The sequence below is a fragment of the Butyrivibrio sp. INlla14 genome (assembly GCF_900102515.1).
GTDB lineage: Bacteria > Bacillota > Clostridia > Lachnospirales > Lachnospiraceae > Butyrivibrio.
The window spans coordinates 161150-180958 of sequence record NZ_FMVS01000007.1; the positions used below are offsets into that span (position 1 = coordinate 161150).

24 protein-coding genes are annotated in these 19809 nt (G+C 41.8%); 17 read left to right on the forward strand and 7 right to left on the reverse strand.

Annotated features, from left to right (window positions below; translation table 11 throughout):
- Positions 1 to 178: 178 nt before the first annotated feature.
- Positions 179 to 949, forward strand: coding sequence for a hypothetical protein (locus BLO53_RS06500; RefSeq protein ID WP_092059827.1), 771 nt, complete (start codon positions 179 to 181; stop codon positions 947 to 949).
- Between the two features lie 445 nt (positions 950 to 1394).
- Here the strand turns inward: BLO53_RS06500 and BLO53_RS06510 are convergent, their stop codons facing one another.
- Both BLO53_RS06510 and BLO53_RS06515 read right to left on the reverse strand, forming a co-directional pair.
- On the reverse strand, positions 1395 to 3074 hold the full coding sequence (locus BLO53_RS06510; RefSeq protein ID WP_092059831.1) for a two-component system response regulator: 1680 nt from the start codon (positions 3072 to 3074) through the stop codon (positions 1395 to 1397).
- Positions 3075 to 3085: 11 nt separating this feature from the next.
- A complete protein-coding gene (locus BLO53_RS06515; RefSeq protein ID WP_092059833.1) occupies positions 3086 to 5791 on the reverse strand; it encodes a response regulator in 2706 nt (901 codons plus the stop codon).
- 258 nt (positions 5792 to 6049) lie between these two features.
- On the opposite strand from BLO53_RS06515, the gene BLO53_RS06520 reads away from it, so the two are divergent.
- Positions 6050 to 6406 carry a DUF5110 domain-containing protein gene (locus BLO53_RS06520; RefSeq protein WP_092059835.1) on the forward strand — a complete coding sequence of 119 codons (357 nt, stop codon included), beginning with the start codon at positions 6050 to 6052 and terminating at the stop codon, positions 6404 to 6406.
- A 70-nt stretch (positions 6407 to 6476) separates the two neighbouring features.
- Positions 6477 to 6848 (forward strand): response regulator, encoded by a 372-nt coding sequence (locus BLO53_RS06525; RefSeq protein ID WP_092059837.1) that lies wholly within the window; start codon positions 6477 to 6479, stop codon positions 6846 to 6848.
- 12 nt (positions 6849 to 6860) lie between these two features.
- On the opposite strand, the gene BLO53_RS06530 is transcribed toward BLO53_RS06525, so the two are convergent.
- Positions 6861 to 8174, reverse strand: coding sequence for a GGDEF domain-containing response regulator (locus BLO53_RS06530; protein ID WP_092059839.1), 1314 nt, complete (start codon positions 8172 to 8174; stop codon positions 6861 to 6863).
- 160 nt (positions 8175 to 8334) lie between these two features.
- On the opposite strand from BLO53_RS06530, the gene BLO53_RS06535 reads away from it, so the two are divergent.
- From BLO53_RS06535 to BLO53_RS06545, 3 genes are all read left to right on the forward strand, one after another.
- Complete coding sequence (locus BLO53_RS06535; protein WP_092059841.1) at positions 8335 to 8664, forward strand: Hpt domain-containing protein; 330 nt, start codon at positions 8335 to 8337, stop codon at positions 8662 to 8664.
- A 31-nt stretch (positions 8665 to 8695) separates the two neighbouring features.
- Entirely contained in the window at positions 8696 to 9001 is a 306-nt protein-coding gene (locus BLO53_RS06540; protein WP_092059843.1) for an APC family permease, read from the forward strand.
- A gap of 176 nt (positions 9002 to 9177) precedes the next feature.
- A complete protein-coding gene (locus BLO53_RS06545) occupies positions 9178 to 10923 on the forward strand; it encodes a methyl-accepting chemotaxis protein (RefSeq protein ID WP_092059845.1) in 1746 nt (581 codons plus the stop codon).
- Positions 10924 to 11018: 95 nt separating this feature from the next.
- On the opposite strand, the gene BLO53_RS06550 is transcribed toward BLO53_RS06545, so the two are convergent.
- Complete coding sequence (locus BLO53_RS06550) at positions 11019 to 11237, reverse strand: helix-turn-helix domain-containing protein (RefSeq protein ID WP_092059848.1); 219 nt, start codon at positions 11235 to 11237, stop codon at positions 11019 to 11021.
- A gap of 11 nt (positions 11238 to 11248) precedes the next feature.
- A complete protein-coding gene (locus BLO53_RS19785; RefSeq protein WP_255363885.1) occupies positions 11249 to 11374 on the reverse strand; it encodes a hypothetical protein in 126 nt (41 codons plus the stop codon).
- 348 nt (positions 11375 to 11722) lie between these two features.
- Here BLO53_RS19785 and BLO53_RS06560 point away from each other — a divergent pair, with 348 nt between their 5' ends.
- The 10 genes from BLO53_RS06560 (at position 11723) to BLO53_RS06605 (ending at position 18742) form a co-directional block, all read left to right on the forward strand.
- Positions 11723 to 12190: an NUDIX hydrolase gene (locus tag BLO53_RS06560; RefSeq protein ID WP_092059852.1), complete on the forward strand. Its 468-nt coding sequence runs from the start codon at positions 11723 to 11725 to the stop codon at positions 12188 to 12190.
- A gap of 49 nt (positions 12191 to 12239) precedes the next feature.
- Positions 12240 to 12437 carry a hypothetical protein gene (locus tag BLO53_RS06565; protein ID WP_092059854.1) on the forward strand — a complete coding sequence of 66 codons (198 nt, stop codon included), beginning with the start codon at positions 12240 to 12242 and terminating at the stop codon, positions 12435 to 12437.
- Positions 12434 to 12667 carry a hypothetical protein gene (locus tag BLO53_RS06570; protein WP_092059856.1) on the forward strand — a complete coding sequence of 78 codons (234 nt, stop codon included), beginning with the start codon at positions 12434 to 12436 and terminating at the stop codon, positions 12665 to 12667. Before BLO53_RS06565 ends, BLO53_RS06570 begins: the two co-directional genes overlap by 4 nt.
- Positions 12625 to 12897, forward strand: coding sequence for a hypothetical protein (locus BLO53_RS06575; protein WP_143003219.1), 273 nt, complete (start codon positions 12625 to 12627; stop codon positions 12895 to 12897). The genes BLO53_RS06570 and BLO53_RS06575 overlap by 43 nt, the downstream gene beginning before the upstream one ends.
- Positions 12898 to 12957: 60 nt before the next feature.
- Complete coding sequence (locus tag BLO53_RS06580) at positions 12958 to 13413, forward strand: hypothetical protein (protein WP_092059860.1); 456 nt, start codon at positions 12958 to 12960, stop codon at positions 13411 to 13413.
- A gap of 60 nt (positions 13414 to 13473) precedes the next feature.
- The gene (locus BLO53_RS06585) at positions 13474 to 13974 is read left to right on the forward strand and encodes a hypothetical protein (protein ID WP_092059862.1); all 501 of its coding nucleotides are present in this window, start codon (positions 13474 to 13476) and stop codon (positions 13972 to 13974) included.
- 48 nt (positions 13975 to 14022) lie between these two features.
- Positions 14023 to 14775, forward strand: a complete 753-nt coding sequence (locus tag BLO53_RS06590; protein ID WP_092059864.1) for a YwaF family protein — start codon at positions 14023 to 14025, stop codon at positions 14773 to 14775.
- Positions 14776 to 14829: 54 nt separating this feature from the next.
- Positions 14830 to 15516, forward strand: coding sequence for a Pr6Pr family membrane protein (locus BLO53_RS06595; RefSeq protein ID WP_092059866.1), 687 nt, complete (start codon positions 14830 to 14832; stop codon positions 15514 to 15516).
- A gap of 27 nt (positions 15517 to 15543) precedes the next feature.
- Positions 15544 to 16359, forward strand: coding sequence for a nitroreductase family protein (locus BLO53_RS06600; protein ID WP_092059868.1), 816 nt, complete (start codon positions 15544 to 15546; stop codon positions 16357 to 16359).
- 190 nt (positions 16360 to 16549) lie between these two features.
- Positions 16550 to 18742 (forward strand): EAL domain-containing protein, encoded by a 2193-nt coding sequence (locus BLO53_RS06605; RefSeq protein ID WP_242875321.1) that lies wholly within the window; start codon positions 16550 to 16552, stop codon positions 18740 to 18742.
- 53 nt (positions 18743 to 18795) lie between these two features.
- Here BLO53_RS06605 and BLO53_RS06610 read toward each other — a convergent pair whose 3' ends face one another.
- Complete coding sequence (locus tag BLO53_RS06610) at positions 18796 to 19116, reverse strand: SCP2 sterol-binding domain-containing protein (protein ID WP_092059872.1); 321 nt, start codon at positions 19114 to 19116, stop codon at positions 18796 to 18798.
- Between the two features lie 63 nt (positions 19117 to 19179).
- On the reverse strand, positions 19180 to 19335 hold the full coding sequence (locus BLO53_RS19155; protein WP_176757191.1) for a hypothetical protein: 156 nt from the start codon (positions 19333 to 19335) through the stop codon (positions 19180 to 19182).
- Positions 19336 to 19425: 90 nt separating this feature from the next.
- Between BLO53_RS19155 and BLO53_RS06615 the strand changes: the two genes are divergently transcribed.
- Complete coding sequence (locus tag BLO53_RS06615) at positions 19426 to 19755, forward strand: PadR family transcriptional regulator (protein WP_074891996.1); 330 nt, start codon at positions 19426 to 19428, stop codon at positions 19753 to 19755.
- Positions 19756 to 19809: the final 54 nt, after the last annotated feature.

Consider the following 19809-nt stretch of genomic DNA (forward strand, 5'->3'; position numbering starts at 1 on the left):
GCACTTCTTAATTGGAAGCGCCATTTGCTATGATACATTAAATTCGAATATTAATCTAACTTTATCCATAAACATTTAAAGAATATTGCCGATATAAAAGATAGCAACGGAAATGCGTGTCTTTTCAATGGAATGAACATCCTTGAAAGGGCACGTTTTTTGTTATCTGGAGGCAAACATGGGTATAGCGGCGATAGCAAATGATTATTTAACAAGACCATTAGGATCTGCAGCTGGAAAAGAGACAACTCCCGTCATAAGTGAGACTGAAAGCTTTGGACAGAAGCTACAGGCTGAAACTGAGAAAAAATGTCCATACAGCTTTCTGGCGAAGGATGGAGTCATACAGTACAAAGGAGTTACTTTTGTCTGTGATTACAAGCAAAATGCCATAACTCTGGGAAATATGTATGAAAAGGATAAGGTCCTTAAGATTGCCCTTCCTAGCGGTGGAAGCCTTCATGTCAACGTGGACAACATTGATACGCTCTCTAAAGCAGCGAGTATGTTTACGCCCGAGGATCTAAACGCCATAATGCGAGCTATCCATGAGTATAATCATTGCACCAGAAAACGCATGGAGATTGAAGAACAGAAAGCTGAGACTGCAGAGGAAGCAGCTGCAGAATCAGAAACACCTGATGCTGAGAAAGAGCCGGAGGTAGATAAAGCTACACTGGCAGAGCAGATAAATGCATTCAGGACAGAATTGTTCTATAAGCTTATCAATAATGAAACTGAGATCAAGATTCGGATAGGCAGCCAGGAGATGAGCATAAAGGAATGGGATAAGCTCATGGACAGCATTGATAAAGAACTTGAGACTATTCACGAAGCACTTCTGGAGAAAGAAGAAAAGCAGTCTGAAAAAGAGCAGGAAGAACGGATCAGGAAGCTTTTTGAAGATAGAAATGCAAATAAAGAAATGACTAATGTGGTTGGCGCATAATTTACCAATTGAAAAAGCGTCCCCAAATGTCACCCAAGTGGCACCTAAATGACACCCAAATGGTAGTTTCCATGCGGTTTTGGGCATGATATTATTATAATGAGCCAAGGAATGAACGAGAGAACAAAATCGATTCATTCTTTGGTTTTTCTTTTGCAAAAGAATAACTGTTGTGAAGCGCTGCTTCCGGTATTCCTACCGGGGTGGCGCTTTTGTTATGTCAAAAAACAAAGAAGAAAGGGAAATGTATGGATTTTGAACAATTCAAAGAGGAACTTACAGAGGGCGTTTGAGGAGCGCTGGTACTTGGCGAAAAAAATAAAACTCTATGATGCGGATTTATTCGCATACATAGAGTTTACATTTTTTGAGCTTAGTACCACTGCGCTCCGAGACGAAGCGAGAGCTGTCCCTCTGTAGGGTCATCCTTTCTGCAGGAGTTGTATCAGGACTCGAAGAACTTCTCAAACTCCTCTGCCGACACCGGCTTGGAGAAATAATATCCCTGGATCATCTGGCAGCCCATGCCAACCAGGCAGTCAAGCTGCTCCTTGGTCTCAACACCCTCTACCACAACGGGTACCTTCAAGAGCTTTGCGATATCCATGATGATCTCCACCATCCGCATGTTGCGCTCATTCTCGAACATGGTCCTCACGAACTGCATATCAAGCTTTAAGATATCGATGGGCATTGAAGCTATCATATTAAGTGCAGAGTAACCCGCACCGAAATCATCCATCTCCACGATGAACCCTTTTTTCCGGAGCCTCTCCACCTTCTCGATCATATGATCCGGATTGTCTGCATAAGCAGACTCCGTTATCTCTATGTGGAAGTCCTTCACATCAAGGCCGTTGCTCTCAACAAGCTTAAGAAGCTTGTTTTCAATCTCCGGGTCATAGATGTCGATCCTTGATACATTAACAGATATGGCAAAGGGCTGACTGTATTTCTTTTTCCATTCCTTAAGCTGAGCAGCTGCCTCACCCCACAGATAGTTGTCCACCATTTGGATAAGACCGTTCTCCTCAAAGAGATCCACAAAGGAACCCGGAGACATGATGCCGTATTCCGGATGCTTCCATCTGATCAGAGCCTCAGCTCCCTTAAGTACAGGTTTCTCACCTGTGACATCGTACTTGGGCTGGAAATACGGCATAAACTGCTTTTGATTGAAGCCCTCATAAATATCATGGATAAGCTGCTCGTTAAAGAAAGACTCAGCCTTCAGCTCCTCGTCAAAAAATGCGATATTCTTCTGGAAAGTGCCTCTTATGGTGTTTCCGGCAAGCTTGGCTCTGTCAAATAACTGTTCCACATTGGTCACTTCAGATGACTTTTCGCAGACTCCCACTCTTGCCCGGATATTGTTGGTCTGGTAGGCCTCCTTCATCTCATCTTTTATCCTGGCCACCAGTTCCTTGTAATCCTTCTGATGCTTTACATACAGATAGAAAACATCTGCATCTCCACGTCCTGCAATGCCCGAAAGATCCTCGGAATAACCCTTGATGATGGATGCAACCTTTTTAAGGACAGTATCTCCGAAGGACCTTCCGAAGATCTCATTTATGAGATGGAAATGGTCAATGTCGATGACAACCGCATCCATATCTTCAGATTGCTCATATTTGTCCAGTACTCCTGCGTACTCATAGAAAAAAGTCTTTGAATAAAGACCTGTCAGCTCATCCTTTTCAGTGGATCTGATGATTAGCCTGTCCTCCGACAGCTCGATGAGTCTTTTAACTCTGGCCTTTATCACTTCCGGAGAGTCATAGGGCTTTGTGATGAAGTCGGAAGCTCCCAGCTTCAGGCTGTCTATTTCAGTGGACTTGTCAGAAGTAAGTACGATGATGGGTATCCTTGTAAGGACAGGATCCGCTTTCATGGTCTTAATGACCTCAAAACCATTGATCTTGGGCATCATAAAATCAAGGAGAACAATGGACAGATTGTCCTTGTATTCCTCTATCACTTTAAGAGCTTCCTCGCCGTCGCCTGCGAACAAAAGCTCATATTCATCCTCAAGTACGCTGCCCAGGATCTTTCTGTTTACGATCTCATCGTCGACTATGAGGACCTGCCTCTTCATCTGGTCATAAAATCTTTTTGTGTGCAAATGGCACCTCTTTATTGATTATATTTAAGCAATGTCTTTTTAAGCATATCGATGTTTATAGGTTTGGCGATATGTCCGTTCATACCTGCATCAAGACACTTTTTTACATCCTCTGCAAAGGCGTCCGCCGTCATGGCAATGATAGGTATATCGGCAGCATCTGCTCTGTCAAGACTGCGGATAGCCTTTGTGGCCTCTATACCGTTCATGTTGGGCATTCTCAGATCCATGAGGATCACCTTGTAGGTTCCGGGCTCTGATGATTTAAACTTATCGAGAGCGATCTGTCCGTCCTCTGCAAGCTCTACAACAGCGCCGCTTTCCTGCAGCATGGTAGTTGCAATAACGGCATTTACATACTGATCCTCTGCAAGGAGGATCTTCATGCCATCAAGCTCTGTTTTCTTTTCTTCCGCCTGAGGCTGATCCGCAAGCTCTTTCTTGCCCTCTTCAGTATACCTGTAAAACTCATGATAAATTGTTGATTTAAACAAAGGCTTTGCAATGAAGCCGCTGACACCTGCAGCCCTTGCTTCATCCTCGATCTCAAGCCAGTCATAGGCGGATATTATGCTGATGGGCATATCATCTCCCACCATCTCACGTATCTTCTTTGCAGTCTCAATGCCGTCCATTCCGTCCATCTTGTAGTCGATAAGGACTGCAAAATAGTCATCCTTTTCATTCTTGGCATTTTTGACCATTCTGACTGCAGTTGCTCCGTTGGTGCAGTACTCCGGCCTTGTCCCGAGATCTTCCAGAGTAGTAACAGCGCTCTCACACAGATCCTTATTGTCATCCACAACAAGTATCCTCCAGTCAGGAAGCTTCATGTCCTTTTCAGGCACTTCAGCCTTCTGGAAGTCAAAGGTAACAAGGAAGGTGGAGCCTTCTCCCAGCTTGGAAGTAACGTCGATCCTGCCTTCCATGGCATCAACGATGTACTTCGTAATGGCCATTCCAAGGCCTGTTCCCTGTATCTTGTGTACCCTCTTGCTGTCCTCTCTCTCAAAGGCCACAAAAATCTTGTCAATAAACTCCTGAGACATACCGATACCGGTATCCGATACGCTGAGCTTAGTCCTTACGTAATCTTCTCCCTTTGGAGACTCCTCCTGCTCCACAGAAATGGAGACGCTGCCGTTTTCCTTGTTGTACTTCATGGCATTGCTGAGGAAGTTAAGGAGTACCTGGTTAAGTCTTACGCTGTCGCAGTATACATTTTCACAGATGATATTGTTGATAAAGATATCAAAATGCTGCTTCCTGTCGTGGATCTGAGGACGAATGATATCGCACATGGTCTCAATGGTCTCCTTAAGGGAAACCGCTTCGATATTAAGTGAGAGCTTGCCGCTCTCGATCTTGGACATGTCAAGGACATCGTTTATAAGGCCAAGGAGCTGTTTGCCTGCAAGATTGATCTTTTTCAGGCAGTCCTCAACCTGAGATTTATTGTCGATATGGGACTGGGCTATGGCAGTCATACCCACGATCGCATTCATGGGAGTCCTGATATCGTGGCTCATGTTGGAAAGGAATTCGCTCTTTGCCTTGTTGGCGCTGTCCGCCTCTTCCCTTGCCTTGACGGCTTCCTCGTTGGCAGTCTCTGCTTCAATGAGGGCTTCTTCGGCGTTCTGCTTGGCAGCAACTGCTTCTTCAGTCGCCGTCTCAGCCTCAACCATGGCATCCTCAGCAACTTCCCTGGCATGATCCAGATCTCTCATCTGCTTCTGAGAAAGAGCAAAGTACATTGCAAACACTGTAAAAAGACCTATGGACAGCACAACTACCGCCATGATCATGGCTCTGTTTCTGGAGGCTCCCATATCCGCTATGGTCTCATCAAGAACGCCGTAGGGCACAACAGCTGCAATGGACCAGTCGCTGTTTGGCATGGGAGTTATGTATATGCTCCTGCGCTCGGAAATGCCAGTGTCAGGATTGGTAAAGATAACGGAGAACACTGTATCCTCTCCGGACGCTATATTTTTTTTGATCTCGGAAACAATGCCCTGGGTTCCGCCCCCATCCTCAAGAACAGAATAGCTCAGCACTCTGTCGTAGAAATTATCACCGAAGGTATCCTTATTCTGTACAAGATATTCTCCGTCGGATTTTAGTACATGGAAGTACGCCATTGTACCGTCCGCATCAAGATGGAGCTTTTCTATGAAAAGAGACATCCTTCTGCAGCACAAAATACCCACGCTGGTCTCCCCGTTGCGCATGGGATGTGTTGCGGGAACTGCCCATATTATCAGATGTTCGTTGGAATTAAAGCCGCTTGTGGCCACAGATTTGTCCTGAGATAAGGCTTCAAGGACATAGTCCATATCCTCAAGACTTGTAAGGGGGTTGCCATAGACTGTATCAATGGATCCGTCCCCTGCTATGAGAGCACAGGTCCGAAGGTCCTGAAACTCTGCCACGTCTGAAATAGTGGTGGCAACAGAATCCGCATTTTCCTCAGACCTGGCAAGCTTCATAACCTCCTGCTCGATATAGGAAACCTGCTTGAACCTGATCTCGGCAATGGATGTGAAGTGATAGATCTCTTCCTTTGCGATGCCCCTAAGATAGGTCTGGGCGATATTTCTGACATCACGGCTGGTCTGCCTGCTCATGTACCTGTTCATCAAAAGAAAAACAGTCAGGGCAAGCAGGAATATAAATACCACGCCGCCAATGATAAGTCTGTTGGTTTTCTTCTTCATGGTCTGCCCTCCAAGTAACAAACCAAAAACGCAAATACTGTCTTAATTTATAGTAAAACGCTAAAATATATGCGTTTTACTATATTATACTCCTAAAAAAAGAGTCATAATCAAAAAATACCCCCCCAATTATAAAAAAATAATAAACTAAAGGGTGATCTCCAGCATGTTCATCCCGAGGAAATTGCGGTAATTCAGCTCTCTGCAAAGCTTTGTGACCATACGGATACCTATGTTGCTGGTGGGATCATCTGGGTTATGGATCTCTATCCATGCCCTGGGATCAAAGGGCTTGCAGTTATCCCTGATGCGCAGAAGGATTCCATCCCTGTATTCGTCAGAGCCGGTTCCGTTATCCCGGTAAAAAGACCAATGCAGTGCTCAGATCAGATGAAAAATGAGAACACAGAGGCTTTGATATATCCCGGATGTGATGCTTCGTTTAATTTGTATGAAGATCTTGGAGATGGCTACGGCTATGAAAGCGGGGAGTTTTCCATGACTAAATTGTCCTGGAAAGAGAATGAAAGGGCATTCTCCGTTGAGACCTCAGGCGATGCACGATTCAGAGCAGGAGATATAATGGCAAGAGTTATCGAAAACAAATATCAGTAAGCCGTACTATTGTGTTATAATAAATAGAGAATTCTAATTCTGTTGAGGCCTTAGCGGCTGGAGGAATCAAATGGCAGGAATACTTATTGTGGATGACTCGCCTGTTAACCGGAATTTATTGAGAAACATGCTCGAAATAGAAGGCTACGAAGTTGTCGGTGAAGCAGAAAACGGCAAAGAAGGATATGACAAATTCCTTGATTTATCACCTTCGATAACCATTTTGGACATTTCCATGCCTCAGCTTAACGGCATAGATCTGCTAAGGCTTATCAAAAGCCAGGATCCTTTGGCAAAAGTTGTAATGCTCTCCGCAAATTCCGAGAGCGAAAAAGTCAGGGAAGCAGCCCAGCACGGAGCTGATGAATATGTTACTAAACCCTATACCAAGACTGCCATTCTTGAAGCCATAAAAAGATGTGTAGAAAGTGCCAATTCGTGATGAATTGGCACTTTATTTCAGTTCACTCGTTTCATATGTGATCTTGCAAAGAGCACTGATGTCTTTGGATTCCCAGTTCATGGCAATCCTCTCCGTGACAATTTCCAAATCAGATGAAACTGCTTTTAGTAGAAGGATCATCACCTGATTGCTTCCATATTTTGTTATAACATCACTTTGTCTTAACGACATCTGAACAACTTCAACGAAAGCATTTGCTGCTTCCTCCTGATCCACATCCTTTTTTGTCGGAATAACAGAGTAGAGTATTACATGAATGGTATTGTGATAGTTGCCCACTACTCTCGACAGAAAATGATATATCTTTTTAAAATCCGATGTAGGAAGATTAAATGCTCCTTTTCCCGGGGATCTTTCAGCCATAAGAGTCATTGCATATTTAAGCGCAGTAGCCTCATCTGTCTCATCGTCTGATGTCGCTTTTTCCTCCCTGTAGACCTTATAGCCATGTTTACCGTTTTGCTTAACAAAATATAAAGCTTTATCTGCCTTTTTATAAAGATTTACAAAATCAGTTCCCTCATCAGGCGCAAACGCACAGCCGATTGACGCCCCAAGAGGAATATTCATGCTTTGTCCCATCAGTTCTTTTGCGGAGAGAAGAACCTGTTCATTTATGTATGCAGCCTTATCGGCTACAACGTCCTCATCAAGGATTGATTTACAAAAAACCACAAATTCATCCCCACCAATTCTTCCCGCAATATCCGTTGCTCTTATGGATGAGCGGATTATTTCCGCAAATCGAATAAGTACTTTATCTCCCATAGCATGGCCATATATATCGTTGACAGGTTTAAAGCTGTCAAGATCAATCATCATCAAAGCTCCGGGAGTGGTTTTAACCAAGAGGTCTATTTCTTCCTGGGATGATGCTTTATTGAGAAGGCCGGTCATTGGGTCTGTGGTGGCAGCCTTCTGAAGTCCCTGTATCTGCTCAACATTTTGAAGAATATTAAATACACGCTTTAGCAAAACATCAGCTCTGAAGGGCTTTCTGATAAAGTCAAGCGCACCGATGGCAAATCCTTTGCTTTCAGCCTCATCATCCTTATCAGCTGTCATAAACATAAACGGGATTTGTTTTCCATATATATCCTGAAGTTTTTTCTGAAGCTCAAATCCGTCAATTTCAGGCATTCTAAGATCAGAAAGAACCAAATTCGGTCTTTCTGTTTTATATATTTCAATCGCATCCCTTCCATTTGAGGCACAGACTGTGTCATATTCACTGGACAAAATATGCTGTGTCATGCGAAGAGATATCTTTTCATCATCGACTATGAGAATTTTGTGTTTTGCCATAAATATCCTCGACCTCCATATGAAAATTCTATCAGAACAAAATAAAAACTATCTATAAAAAGTATATAATTTAACTAAAATAACGCATTTTGTCGTCTGAATTGTGTATAATTATCTTGATTTGTCAAATAATTATTCTTTTTATCGAGGATGCAGGAATATGAATATTGAGAAATTAAGAGAATTGGGAGCAAATGTTGATGAAGGTCTGGAAAGATGTATGGGCATGGAAGACTTTTATCTGGAAATGATAGAGCTTGGACTTTCAGATGACCGTTTTGAGGCTTTGGGAAAGGCCTTGGAAGAGGGCAATCTTGATGGTGCCTTTGAACATGCACATGCTTTAAAGGGAGTTGTAGGAAATCTTGCTCTCACTCCTTTGTACGAAACAGTGAGCGAGATAACAGAAAACCTCAGAGCAAAAGTACAGACAGATTATGAAGTAATTTATAAAAAAATTCTTTCACAAAGAGAAGCCTTTTTGCAATAAATAATTCGCGATACCGGTAAGGAGACAAACTATGAATGGTGATACCCCAAAAAATGATCAGGCATTAGAGCGATATCTCTCACCTATACATGTTTGGGCGTTGTCCTTTGGGTGTGCTGTGGGCTGGGGAGCCTTCGTCATGCCGGGAACCACGTTTTTACCCATCGCCGGTCCCCTGGGAACAATACTCGGGTTATTTATCGGTGCCCTTCTCATGTTTGTGATCGGCATCAACTACCATTACCTCATGACCAAATATCCGGATGCCGGCGGAACTTTAACTTACACTATAAAGGCCTTTGGATATGATCATGGCTTTATAAGTGCATGGTATTGATATAAAGAATCTCCTTGATACGTTATCAGAAATTTTGTCTTAGGATAAAAAAGTTAAAAGGATTAAATTTGAATAAATATTTCAGAAAATCCATTAGTTATTGAAATAATTAGTCTATAATAGTTTTGTAGCTATAAAGAATTGCTATCCAGGATATATATGATAGGAGGTACAGAATGAGTATCAAGAATGTGGTTAATTTAGATGATAACAAGTTGCTTGAAATGAATGTAGGTAAGAAATTTGCGCATACTTTTACACGAATATACATATATCTTGGTTTATCTCTCTGCCTGCTTATCATTTCAATCGCAGTTGGTATATCAGGATATCATAAACTTTATAACAACTATTACAATCAAAATACTTATCAGGGACTTCTTCGTATTCACAACCAGAATCTCGGAAAATCTGCTTGGTGGGCGCTTGCTACTCGTGTATCTGAGACAAGACAGGAACAAATAGTAGAGTTCCATGAAACAATGCTTAACAACATGAAAGAAGATCTTGCAAATTTAAGAGCATATCGTGGCGAGACAGAGCTCATTAAGTCCCTCGACGCAAATATAAAAAATATGGAAGCAACAACCAATAAACTCGCCTCCATGTACGCAGAGGCTGAAGAACTTGAGGACGGAAGCCTTAGTAATGGAAATGAAATATACGCGGTCATGAGAGATGAGCTTCGGCCTGAAGTATTGCTAACAGTGGAAAACACAAGGGAGATGACCTCCCATGTAACTAATGAGGTAACAAGCTCATATGATTTGACAATTGTTATAATGACAATAATGGTTGTTCTTAGTATTATCATGGTAATTCTGCTGATCGTATTCATGAAAAATGCCCAAAACACGCTGACAAAATGCGTTGTCATGCCTGTTGACGAGGTTGCGAAGGCTGCAGAACAAATGGCCAGAGGCGATCTTAACGTAGCTATTGATTACCATGCCAATGATGAATTTGATATACTGGCCAGAGATCTTGAAAACTCAACCCGTGCATCCATGAATATTGTAAATGACATTTCAAATTCGCTTAATGAGATTTCTGAAGGTGATTTCAGTATAGGTACAATTACCCCGAATCTTTATCATGGTAATTTCAGCCCAATCAGCGATTCCATGAATACCATTACAGACAAGCTTTCTAACACCATGAATGATGTTAAGGCTGCATCTGCAAGAGTTTCAGAGGGTGCCGAGAACATGTCCAAAGGCGCCAATGAATTGGCTGAAGGTGCTACTGATCAGGCTGCAGCTGTCGAGGAGCTTACAGCTTCAGTAAATACAGTAACCGAACAGACAGAAAAAATGGCTGCGGATTGTGAAAAGGGTGTTCAGATGTCAATTGAGGCCCAGAAGGTAGCAAAAGACGGTGCTGATAAAATGGATCAGGTTACGGAAGCAATGCAGAGAATCACGACTGCTTCCAAGGAAATCCAGGAAGTTGCAAACAGTATTGAAGCTATTTCATCCCAGACCAAGCTCCTTGCTCTCAATGCTTCCATAGAAGCTGCCAGAGCCGGAGATACAGGTAAGGGCTTTGCAGTTGTTGCTCAGGAGATAGGACAACTGGCTCAGCAGTCGAATGACGCTGTACAGCGCACCCACGCACTTGTTAGTTCCGCTCTTGCAGAAATTGACAGCGGTAATGAGATTGTTGCAGAAACACAGATTACATTGCACGAGATAGGTGATTCCGTAAATGAGCTGGCTGAAATGATGAGAACCTCCGGAGAAATGGCTCAGCATCAGGCAACCAATATGAGAGAAATTAATCAGGGTATCGAGCAGATTTCTGAGGTAATTCAAACTAATTCAGCAACTGCTCAGGAATCAAGTGCTGTATCCAGTGAACTTTCTGATCAGTCTAACCAGCTGCATAACCTTATGTCACAGTTCCAGGTAAAACTGGTATAAATGTATATACATGAAAAGAGGGAGCGAATTGCTCCCTCTTTTCATGTCTTTTTTCATCTCTTAAACAACATCTCCATCATTGCTCCCGGTCTGCACTATTCAGTTGCTTCCGGGTCGTATTCCAGAATGTCTCCGGGCTGACAGTGCAGAGCATCGCAGATAGCTTCCAAAGTGGAGAATCGGATAGCACTGACTTTACCGGTTTTTATTTTGGAAAGATTCACGTTGGTAACGCCCACCTTCTCGGACAGCTCATTCAAGCTCATTTTACGATCCGCCATAACGCGGTCCAGTCTCAATATGATTTTTCCCATGGCAGCCTCCTTTATAATGTCTCATCTTCATTTTTCTGAAGCTCGATACCATAGCCGAAGATGCAATATACGCACCAGAAGCTGAGTGCCACAATTACTGCAAGACCAATGCTCTCAAAGATGGTCATTATGGCCATATTTTATATGATCCTTTACATTCTATTGCTTCATTTGCAAGTAAAGCCGGGCTGGCTATTGGATTTCTTACGGCTTGGATATTGGAAGAAAAATACATTGCTTTCAGTACAGACAATTTGAGTACCAAAAACAGAATCATACGATTGTTAGTTGGAATTGTCCTCTTTTTTATATCGGCTATATTAGCGGCAGGAGTATCTTCATTATTACCCATTGCCTGGATGTCCGCATTTGCTCAGAATGCACTGATGTACTTCTGTATTAACTTTTTTGGACCGTTAATATTTTCAAAGATTGAATCTCGTCGATAATTATAGATCCATAAATACTAAAGGGAGAATGATCAGATGAATTATATTGCAGAAATGAGAAAGCACGTGGGCCATGATCTTGTCATGACGGTAGGTTGTGGTGTGCTCATAGAAAATGAAAAAGGAGAGGTCCTTCTTCAAAAGAGAAGTGACACAGGAGATTGGTGTGTTCCGGGTGGAGCGCTTGAACCCGGCGAGACTTACATAGAAGCAGCAACCAGGGAGCTGTCAGAAGAAGTTGGGGTAAAAGTTTCTGATCTTAAACTTTTTGGGCTTTATTCCGGTGAGGACAGGGAGATACATTATCCAAATGGAGATGTGGTATATTCCCTGTCAGTTATCTTTATAACAAGAAGCTTTACGGGAAAAATCTCTGATTCCGATTCGGAAGTGCTTGAGCACAGGTTTTTTGATAAGAATAGTATTCCCAAGGACCTTTTTTACCCTGATGCACGGCCAATCCTTGATTGGGCGAAGAGTAAAAAAGAGATAACCATAGACTGAATAATGGGGGAAGAGTTGTTCAAATAACAGTTATCCTAGAAGGAATCATATGTCAAAAATATTGCTTTCTTATCTAAAAAAAGACAAACAAATATACCTATTTATCGCTCTGGGCATTGTGTTCATTCTTTTTCCGGGTGCGATAACGACTCATGCCCCTTATATTGTCGGAGCCGCTCTTATCATATATGCAGTTGTGAATATATTCATGGAACTTAAATTAATCCTGGCAAGATTGCTGAAATGACTGACATAAAGCACATCAATATAGAGATTATTGATCCTGATGAGATTGAGACGGACGATCCTGCAGCAGCACACAACCTTCCGAGGATTGATTCTATGATGGAGTGGGGTGTTGTAAAAGCAGGAGATGTTCTTGTGGCGAAAGATAGAACAGATGAGGCAGAGTTGCTGGCGAACGGAAATGTTAAATGCCCAGAGGGAGAGAAGACTATGGGATACTCGGTGCGCTAACAGTTTCAGTGCTTGAAATATGTAAAGAGGGGTTGATTGCATCTTTTGCTCCTTTGGTGGTATTGAATTTTGTGCTGCCTCCTTTCCTTGACGGTTTCAAACTGGTCGGCAGTACAGATAGTTTCGAGCTTAAGGGAATAGGCTTAATTTTTCTGCACATGGCTGTATATGCTGCAGTTGTGGTGTGCCTGAAGGTATGTGCACTTGAGAAGAGAAGATTTAGGTATTGAAAAGTTAGATAAAAATGTCTTATGGATAAATGCTATCGGGGGATGATAAAGGGGGATTGTATGAAAAAGGAAGCGATTTGTATTGTAAACGCATGCTTTGCTTTTTTTATTATATTATTACTTGTTGGCTGTGGCAGTCGTATAGATTATTCTCTTCCGGCAAATCCAATAGAGTTTAACACCGGAACATTTATAAATCCAAATAATCAGGATGATGATTATATTTCGATTGAGTATAACGGGAGAACCTATATCCCGTATGGGACTAAGCTGATCACGCTGGTACGCCATTACGAAATGACAGATGGAACATGGAAGACTGATAGTAACACTTATAAGTACAGACTTGAGATCACCGGTAGAATGGGTGGCGGTGCAGTCAAGGACAGCACATTTGTATATCTGAGCAACGTGGAAGAAATCTCTTTTGAGAGGGCTTATATGGCTGCCGGACTTAGCAGCAACATGGATGATTATTTTGATCCGTCTGAGGCTGTTCTTGTTGCGATGAAATAGATTGAAGACAAATGATAAGAAAATAGTTGAAGCACACCACAAGGAGGCTGAGGGCTGAGCATGAAAAAAATAATATTGGTTGCACTGCTAATGATAGCAGTAGGAACTGTGGGATGTGGAGCAAAGACGGATAAAGATGTGACAATAATTGGCGGTGCGGATGGACCGACTTCTATTTTTCTTGCATCAAAGAATGGAGAAGACAAGATTACTGAAGATCTTGATCTTTTCATTCCGGGAACCTGGCAGACTGCATCAATAGGATATGTGGATGGCGACGATATGCAGCCTGAGTATTATGTGCAGTTTACAGAGACTGAGGTAAATTATGGTCACATGAAGGATGGAGTTTTTTACGTGGACCATTCTGATAAGATCAGCGAATTTGAGAAAACTGCTGAGGGTGAATACAAAGTGAAGGCAGAGTCTGCTAATGGAGTTCAGTATACATATCAGACTGCTGAAGGTGATGCTGATGTACTTGAGTATTTTGAGACCTGGAATGAGGATGATTTCTCAGAAATGTATAGAGGCGGAGCATCATTAAGCAGAACTAATTGATGAATTAAAATATTAGAGTACTGTCGTATCAAAGGAAATAGGAGCAGAGTGGGATATTTTTGGAAACAACAGGATGATATACCAGAGGGAATGGGCTATCCATTGTTTGGGGTAGCTCATCTTTCGAGTGTGGCAATAACGATTCTTTTTGTTGTAGTTCTGATTATCTTTGTTTCAAGGATGGAAGAGAAGAGGCAGAGAAGACTCCTGAAAATAATGCCGGGATTTATGGTTGTGATGGAAGTATTCAAGGATCTTTTTCTTGTATCTGTTCATAGATTCGGAATTGGTTATCTGCCGCTTCATATATGCAGTATAGGGATATTCATATTTCTTTTGCGGGAGCTGCTTCCATGGAGGCAGGCAAAAAAGGCATTGGGTGAGATATCTTTTATGGTCATAATGCCTGCGTCGATAGTGGCGCTTATGTTTGCGGATTGGACAGTTTATTATCCGGTACTCAATTTTACGAACATTTACAGCTATGTCTGGCATGGTATGCTGATCCTATATCCGATGCTGCTGAAAGTGCGAGGCGATATTGACCCATCAATAAAAAATATCCGATATGTCCTGATCTTTCTATTACTGGTTGTTCTGCCTGTTTATATCTTTGATAAGTGTTTTGGGTGCAACTATTTCTTTGTGAATTGGCCTATACCGGACAGCCCGCTTTCGTGGATGGCATCATTTCTGGGCAATCCGGGATATCTTATAGGTTATGCGGCATTAACGCTTTCTGTTATTCTGTTGATGTATCTTGTAATTGTACTGGTCAAAAAATCTCTTGCAAACAGATAAATATGTGATACAATCATATTGCGCAAAATGTAATATGTTTTTTGAGGTATCACCATGAATAATTTATCAGAGAGACAAAAGAGACTGAGCATAGTTCTAAAGCTTGTTGTAATAGTATCTGCCCTGGTAGGCACATTCTTGAGTGCCTATGCCGGAAGGCTTTCTTTCATGGGTGGATCCAGAGTCTTTATGTATTTCACAATTCAATCAAACATCGCCATTGCGATCATATGCGGTATAGGCCTTTGTTTGCTAAGGAAAGGTAATCCTGTAAATCGGGCCTGGTACGTGGTCAAATTTGTTGGCACAGTATCGATAACTCTTACCGGAGTTGTCTTCGGCTTTGTACTTGCGCCAACTCTTGGCGCTAATGCCTGGAATATTCAGAACACCCTGACTCACCTTGTGGTGCCGGTTGTTTCTGTGGTTGATTTTTTTGTTATCGCACCTAAAGCCAGGATCAAAAGGAAAAATGTGATCTTTGTCATCATTCCTCCGATACTATATGCGATTTATGCGGGCATAGGATATGTGAGCGGATGGGAATTTGCAGATGGTATCAATTATCCATACTTTTTCCTGAACTGGGGAAGTCCTGCAGGGGCATTTGGATTTACAAATGAGCTTCCTTTCATGGGAAGTGCATGGTGGATAATGGCACTTTTACTGTTTTTAGTCGTGGTTGGAAACTGCTATCTTGCAGTTGCAGATCTGATGTTTAACAGATGTAAGAATAAGTGAAATGTTTTGTAAGTAAGGAGGCTACTGATGAGCGATTTTTTAGAACTGGTAAAGAGTAGGAGAAGTGTCAGGACTTTTGACGGGAGAATGCCAAAGGACTCAGTAATAGATGAACTTAAGACTTTTTCTGAAGGTATCAACAATCCTTATGGTATTCCTGTCAGGTTTGTGTTCCTTGATGCAGCTGAACATGGGCTTTCAAGTCCGGTGCTTTCGGGAGAAAAGCAGTATGTAAGTGCTGTTGTTTCAAAGGGAAAAGATGCAGATGTGGCTTATGGATATTCGTTTGAGGCACTTCTGATGAAGGCTCATGAGATGGGGCTTGGTACTGTCTGGATTGGCGGTACTATGCCAAGGGAAAAATTCGAGAAGGCTTCCTGTCTTGTTGATGATGAGGTAATGCCATGCGTCAGTCCTCTTGGGTATATATCCAAAAAGATGTCAGTAAAAGAGACGCTCATGAGAAAGGGTGTTAAAGCTGACAGCCGTTTGGATTTTGAGGAACTGTTCTTTTCGGAAAGTTTTGAGCCTTCGTTAACTAAAGTAAAAGCCATGGAAGCAGGGCTCTTTGATGCATTGGAAAGTGTAAGGCTTGCTCCTTCAGCTGTAAATAAGCAGCCCTGGCGAGTGGTTATGGATCAGAATGCAGCTCATTTCTTTGTAAAACATGATAAGGGATTTACAACGCCTGACTATGATCTGCAGAGAATTGATGTGGGGATTGCACTCTATCACTTTGAACGCGAGTTGATTGAAGAGGGAAGGAATCCCAGACTGGAGACAAATACACCCTCAATAGCATTACCGCAACAAATGGATTATGTAGCCTCTTACAGATGGTGAGCGTAATCGAAATATTATAAATTTAGGCCAGTACCCTCCTATATGGAGAGCACTGGCTTTATCAATGCATACTTTATCTATATATAATCATATGTTTATCGGTATTTTATAAGATTCTGATATAATTATTGTGCGACTCTATATCCATATGAAATTATCAACTTACTCAGACTAACAGAAAGGTATTGTTTTGATAGGGAAAGGCGCTCTCCGTAAAAGAATAATAACTTCATTATGTATGCTGGCTATTCTGTGCTGCGTGGTCATAAGCAGCATTGTTTCTAATGCAGAATCAGATGAATATCTCATTGTTGGAGTACCTACAGATCGTTGCCCTATGTTTTACTTTGACGAGGACGCAGGGATAATTACCGGAATAGGTGCAGATCTTATGACGGCGGCAGCAAAAGAGGCTGGATATATAGCTGTTTTCAGAGTCCTGGAAGAGAAAAATCTTAAGGATGCCCTTGATAACCCGGGATATGATGTGATTATGCCATTCGGAAGTGCCATAACAAGCTCATCAGGAAATCCATCTGTTGTTTCTGATAATCTTATCCAAACACCATTTACACTTGTTACGGTTAATCAGAGTAATCTTCCTGATATGCATGAACTACGTGTTGGAATGCTTAGTTCATTGGGCGGTGCTGCCGAAACAGTTCGTCAGCTATATCCAGGAATAGAAATCACCTTATATGACTCAATGCCTGAATGTGTAGATGCTCTTCGTGCCGGTAAGGTGGATGCACTTTTGCATAATTCATATGTGTGGAGCTATGTTCTGCAGAAACCTACTTATGATGATCTTAAGGTTCAGCCTGCAGCAATGTTTACCATGGATTTTCGAGTTGGTGCGCTGGATACAGAAAAGGGACGGGAGATAATAGAACGTCTTAATACAGGCATAGATACACTTTCAGACACCCAGAAACAGGCGGTTGTTCTGGATCATACTTCACGTAAGTTATACAAATATGATTTAGAAGACTATATTCATGAGTATGGTCTGTTTATTCTCGTAGGAATTCTTATATTAGTTATTTTTAATATAATTGTCATAATGAAACAGAAAGCCCTGCATGCCAAGCATGAAGAAACGGTCAAACAACTTGTTGACAGAGATCCTTTGACTGGTGTGCTCAGCATGAATGGATTCAGGAAACGTGTAGTGGAACTGTTGACGCAGCATCCGGATATTCCATATATGATCTCGTACAACAACATCAGGGACTTCAAATATATAAATGATAACCTGGGAAAAGAAGCTGGAGATGAGCTTTTGAAGTTCTGGGCATCAAAGTCTTTGGAAGTAATGAGCGATGAGGAGGCAATAGGTCGAATCGAAGGTGATCACTTTGTTGTGCTCCGTAGTATCGGTGGCAGTGAAAAGATGAATGCCGACGAGGCACAGGTTTTTGATCTGGTACGTAATTACTTCATTGACAGAGGAAAAGAAGTAAGGGTCCAGATGTGCAGCGGAGTTTATGTAGTAATGCAGGAAGATTACAAGAATCCTGATGTTGATCATATGCTCGATTGTGCCCGTGTAGCAGAGAAAAAGGTTCGTGACACGGTTAAGGATGGATATCAGTTCTATAATCCCAGTCAATGGGAAAAGGGAAAATGGATATCTGACGTTGTTGGACATTTGAGGGTTGCCATAAGGAAAAGTGAACTTCAGGTGTGGTATCAGCCTCAGGTGGATTTTGAAACCGGAGAAGTTACTGGGGCAGAAGCGCTCTGTCGATGGAATCACACAAAGCTAGGCTGGATTCCTCCTTCAGAGTTTATCCCTGCTTTGGAGGATGCCGGTTCGATATATGAGCTCGACTGCTATGTTTGGGAAAGAGTCTGTCAGGACCTGCACCGATGGAATGAGCAGGGAATACACAGATCTGTATCTGTAAATGTATCACGATGTGACATACATGATAACAAGGACATTGTAGCGTATTTCTGTGACCTTCTGAGAAAATATGAACTTACAGCAGATCAGCTGAAGATTGAGATTACTGAGACAGCATATGTACAGGATTCGGAAATATTGATAAGCATTACCAAGGGACTCAGAAAGTTTGGCTTCCAGGTTGAAATGGATGACTTTGGAAGTGGATACTCTTCGCTGAACATGCTGAAAGAGGTTCCTGTGGATCGTATCAAGATGGATCTTCGATTCCTCACTGGTGATGGATGTGGAGAAAAGGGCCGTATCATCATTGAGTGTATGATCTATATGGCTAATCGACTTGGCATAAAGCTGATTGCAGAAGGTGTCGAAACTATAGAACAGGCTCAGATGCTCAAAGAGCTTGGATGCCCGGAGATGCAGGGGTACTATTTCTATAAGCCGCTCTCGGTTGATGAATTTGAGAAAATATAAAAGAAGAGCCTGCTAAGTAACACACTTGGCAGGCTCATATCTATGATCTTATATTATTTCTTAAGGAGATTTGAGAACTCAACAGCCTTTCCGATATCTCCATCTACTTTAAGCTTTCCTGAAGAAAATGCAGCTACCGGATCAAGCTTTCCACTAATGAGTTTGTTGAAATCTTCAGAAGTGATTGAGATTGCGCAGTTTCTGTCATGATAATCATAGGGCTCAACAGAAATTTTATGGTCTTTTACTTCAACATAAAAAACTCCAGGATCCTGATCGGTTAAGTTAATCTGAACAGCAAGAAAATCGATATTGGAAACATCAGCTTTTTCAGCTGCTTTTCTGACTTTGCTTACAACAGTATCTCGTTTCATCATTTCCCTCCTAAGTGAATTGGTAAAAATTTTATAGCAGAAGTTTAACGCTTCTGTTTTTTATTATACTACCATTATTGAAATTGCAGATATATTTATACGGATGAAAAATGAATTAAAGAGAAAGGCAAGCATGAGAACTGCTTCTTTGGGAAGAATGACTTTTTTATACTTATTATTTATCCCTGCAGACATAAGTCTCCCAGGGTCAACTGTCATAGGGGGCTCTTTTTTTTATTGACATATATCGAACAACGATATAGTATATAGATAAGCAATATATAGACAATCTATATAAAGGAGGACATCATGGCAGTTGATAAGTCACTTTTGACCGGGAGCATGACGATGCTTGTGCTTAAGCTTTTGTCGGAAAAAGACATGTACGGATATGAGATGATCGATACTCTCAGAAAGAAGTCCCAGAATGTATTTGAGCTAAAGGCGGGTACTCTTTATCCACTTCTTCATGGTCTTGAAGAGAAGGGTATGCTTACTGTTTATGAGCAGGAGTTTCTTGGTAAAACAAGGAAATACTACAGCATTACTAAAGAAGGAAAAAAACTCCTCAAAAGCAAAACAGAAGAGTGGAATGAGTATTCAGGCGCAATAGCAAATGTTTTGGCATTGGAGGTGTGACAATGGAGGAGTATATCAGAAAACTTCTTGAACAGGTGAGGTTTAAGAAGGCTC

What these genes read in the sequence shown, in the direction of transcription:
- BLO53_RS06515 (WP_092059833.1), bottom strand. Translation starts at nt 5,791, where the DNA reads ATGAAGAAGAAAACCAACAGACTTATCATTGGCGGCGTGGTATTTATA.
- BLO53_RS06550 (WP_092059848.1), bottom strand. Translation starts at nt 11,237, where the DNA reads ATGGGAAAAATCATATTGAGACTGGACCGCGTTATGGCGGATCGTAAA.
- BLO53_RS06600 (WP_092059868.1), top strand. Translation starts at nt 15,544, where the DNA reads ATGAGCGATTTTTTAGAACTGGTAAAGAGTAGGAGAAGTGTCAGGACT.
- BLO53_RS06540 (WP_092059843.1), top strand. Translation starts at nt 8,696, where the DNA reads ATGAATGGTGATACCCCAAAAAATGATCAGGCATTAGAGCGATATCTC.
- BLO53_RS19155 (WP_176757191.1), bottom strand. Translation starts at nt 19,335, where the DNA reads ATGACAGTTGACCCTGGGAGACTTATGTCTGCAGGGATAAATAATAAG.
- BLO53_RS06585 (WP_092059862.1), top strand. Translation starts at nt 13,474, where the DNA reads ATGAAAAAAATAATATTGGTTGCACTGCTAATGATAGCAGTAGGAACT.
- BLO53_RS06520 (WP_092059835.1), top strand. Translation starts at nt 6,050, where the DNA reads ATGGATCTCTATCCATGCCCTGGGATCAAAGGGCTTGCAGTTATCCCT.
- BLO53_RS06610 (WP_092059872.1), bottom strand. Translation starts at nt 19,116, where the DNA reads ATGAAACGAGATACTGTTGTAAGCAAAGTCAGAAAAGCAGCTGAAAAA.
- BLO53_RS06525 (WP_092059837.1), top strand. Translation starts at nt 6,477, where the DNA reads ATGGCAGGAATACTTATTGTGGATGACTCGCCTGTTAACCGGAATTTA.
- BLO53_RS06570 (WP_092059856.1), top strand. Translation starts at nt 12,434, where the DNA reads ATGACTGACATAAAGCACATCAATATAGAGATTATTGATCCTGATGAG.
- BLO53_RS06530 (WP_092059839.1), bottom strand. Translation starts at nt 8,174, where the DNA reads ATGGCAAAACACAAAATTCTCATAGTCGATGATGAAAAGATATCTCTT.
- BLO53_RS19785 (WP_255363885.1), bottom strand. Translation starts at nt 11,374, where the DNA reads ATGGCCATAATGACCATCTTTGAGAGCATTGGTCTTGCAGTAATTGTG.
- BLO53_RS06615 (WP_074891996.1), top strand. Translation starts at nt 19,426, where the DNA reads ATGGCAGTTGATAAGTCACTTTTGACCGGGAGCATGACGATGCTTGTG.
- BLO53_RS06535 (WP_092059841.1), top strand. Translation starts at nt 8,335, where the DNA reads ATGAATATTGAGAAATTAAGAGAATTGGGAGCAAATGTTGATGAAGGT.
- BLO53_RS06545 (WP_092059845.1), top strand. Translation starts at nt 9,178, where the DNA reads ATGAGTATCAAGAATGTGGTTAATTTAGATGATAACAAGTTGCTTGAA.
- BLO53_RS06595 (WP_092059866.1), top strand. Translation starts at nt 14,830, where the DNA reads ATGAATAATTTATCAGAGAGACAAAAGAGACTGAGCATAGTTCTAAAG.
- BLO53_RS06575 (WP_143003219.1), top strand. Translation starts at nt 12,625, where the DNA reads ATGCCCAGAGGGAGAGAAGACTATGGGATACTCGGTGCGCTAACAGTT.
- BLO53_RS06565 (WP_092059854.1), top strand. Translation starts at nt 12,240, where the DNA reads ATGTCAAAAATATTGCTTTCTTATCTAAAAAAAGACAAACAAATATAC.
- BLO53_RS06580 (WP_092059860.1), top strand. Translation starts at nt 12,958, where the DNA reads ATGAAAAAGGAAGCGATTTGTATTGTAAACGCATGCTTTGCTTTTTTT.
- BLO53_RS06500 (WP_092059827.1), top strand. Translation starts at nt 179, where the DNA reads ATGGGTATAGCGGCGATAGCAAATGATTATTTAACAAGACCATTAGGA.
- BLO53_RS06560 (WP_092059852.1), top strand. Translation starts at nt 11,723, where the DNA reads ATGAATTATATTGCAGAAATGAGAAAGCACGTGGGCCATGATCTTGTC.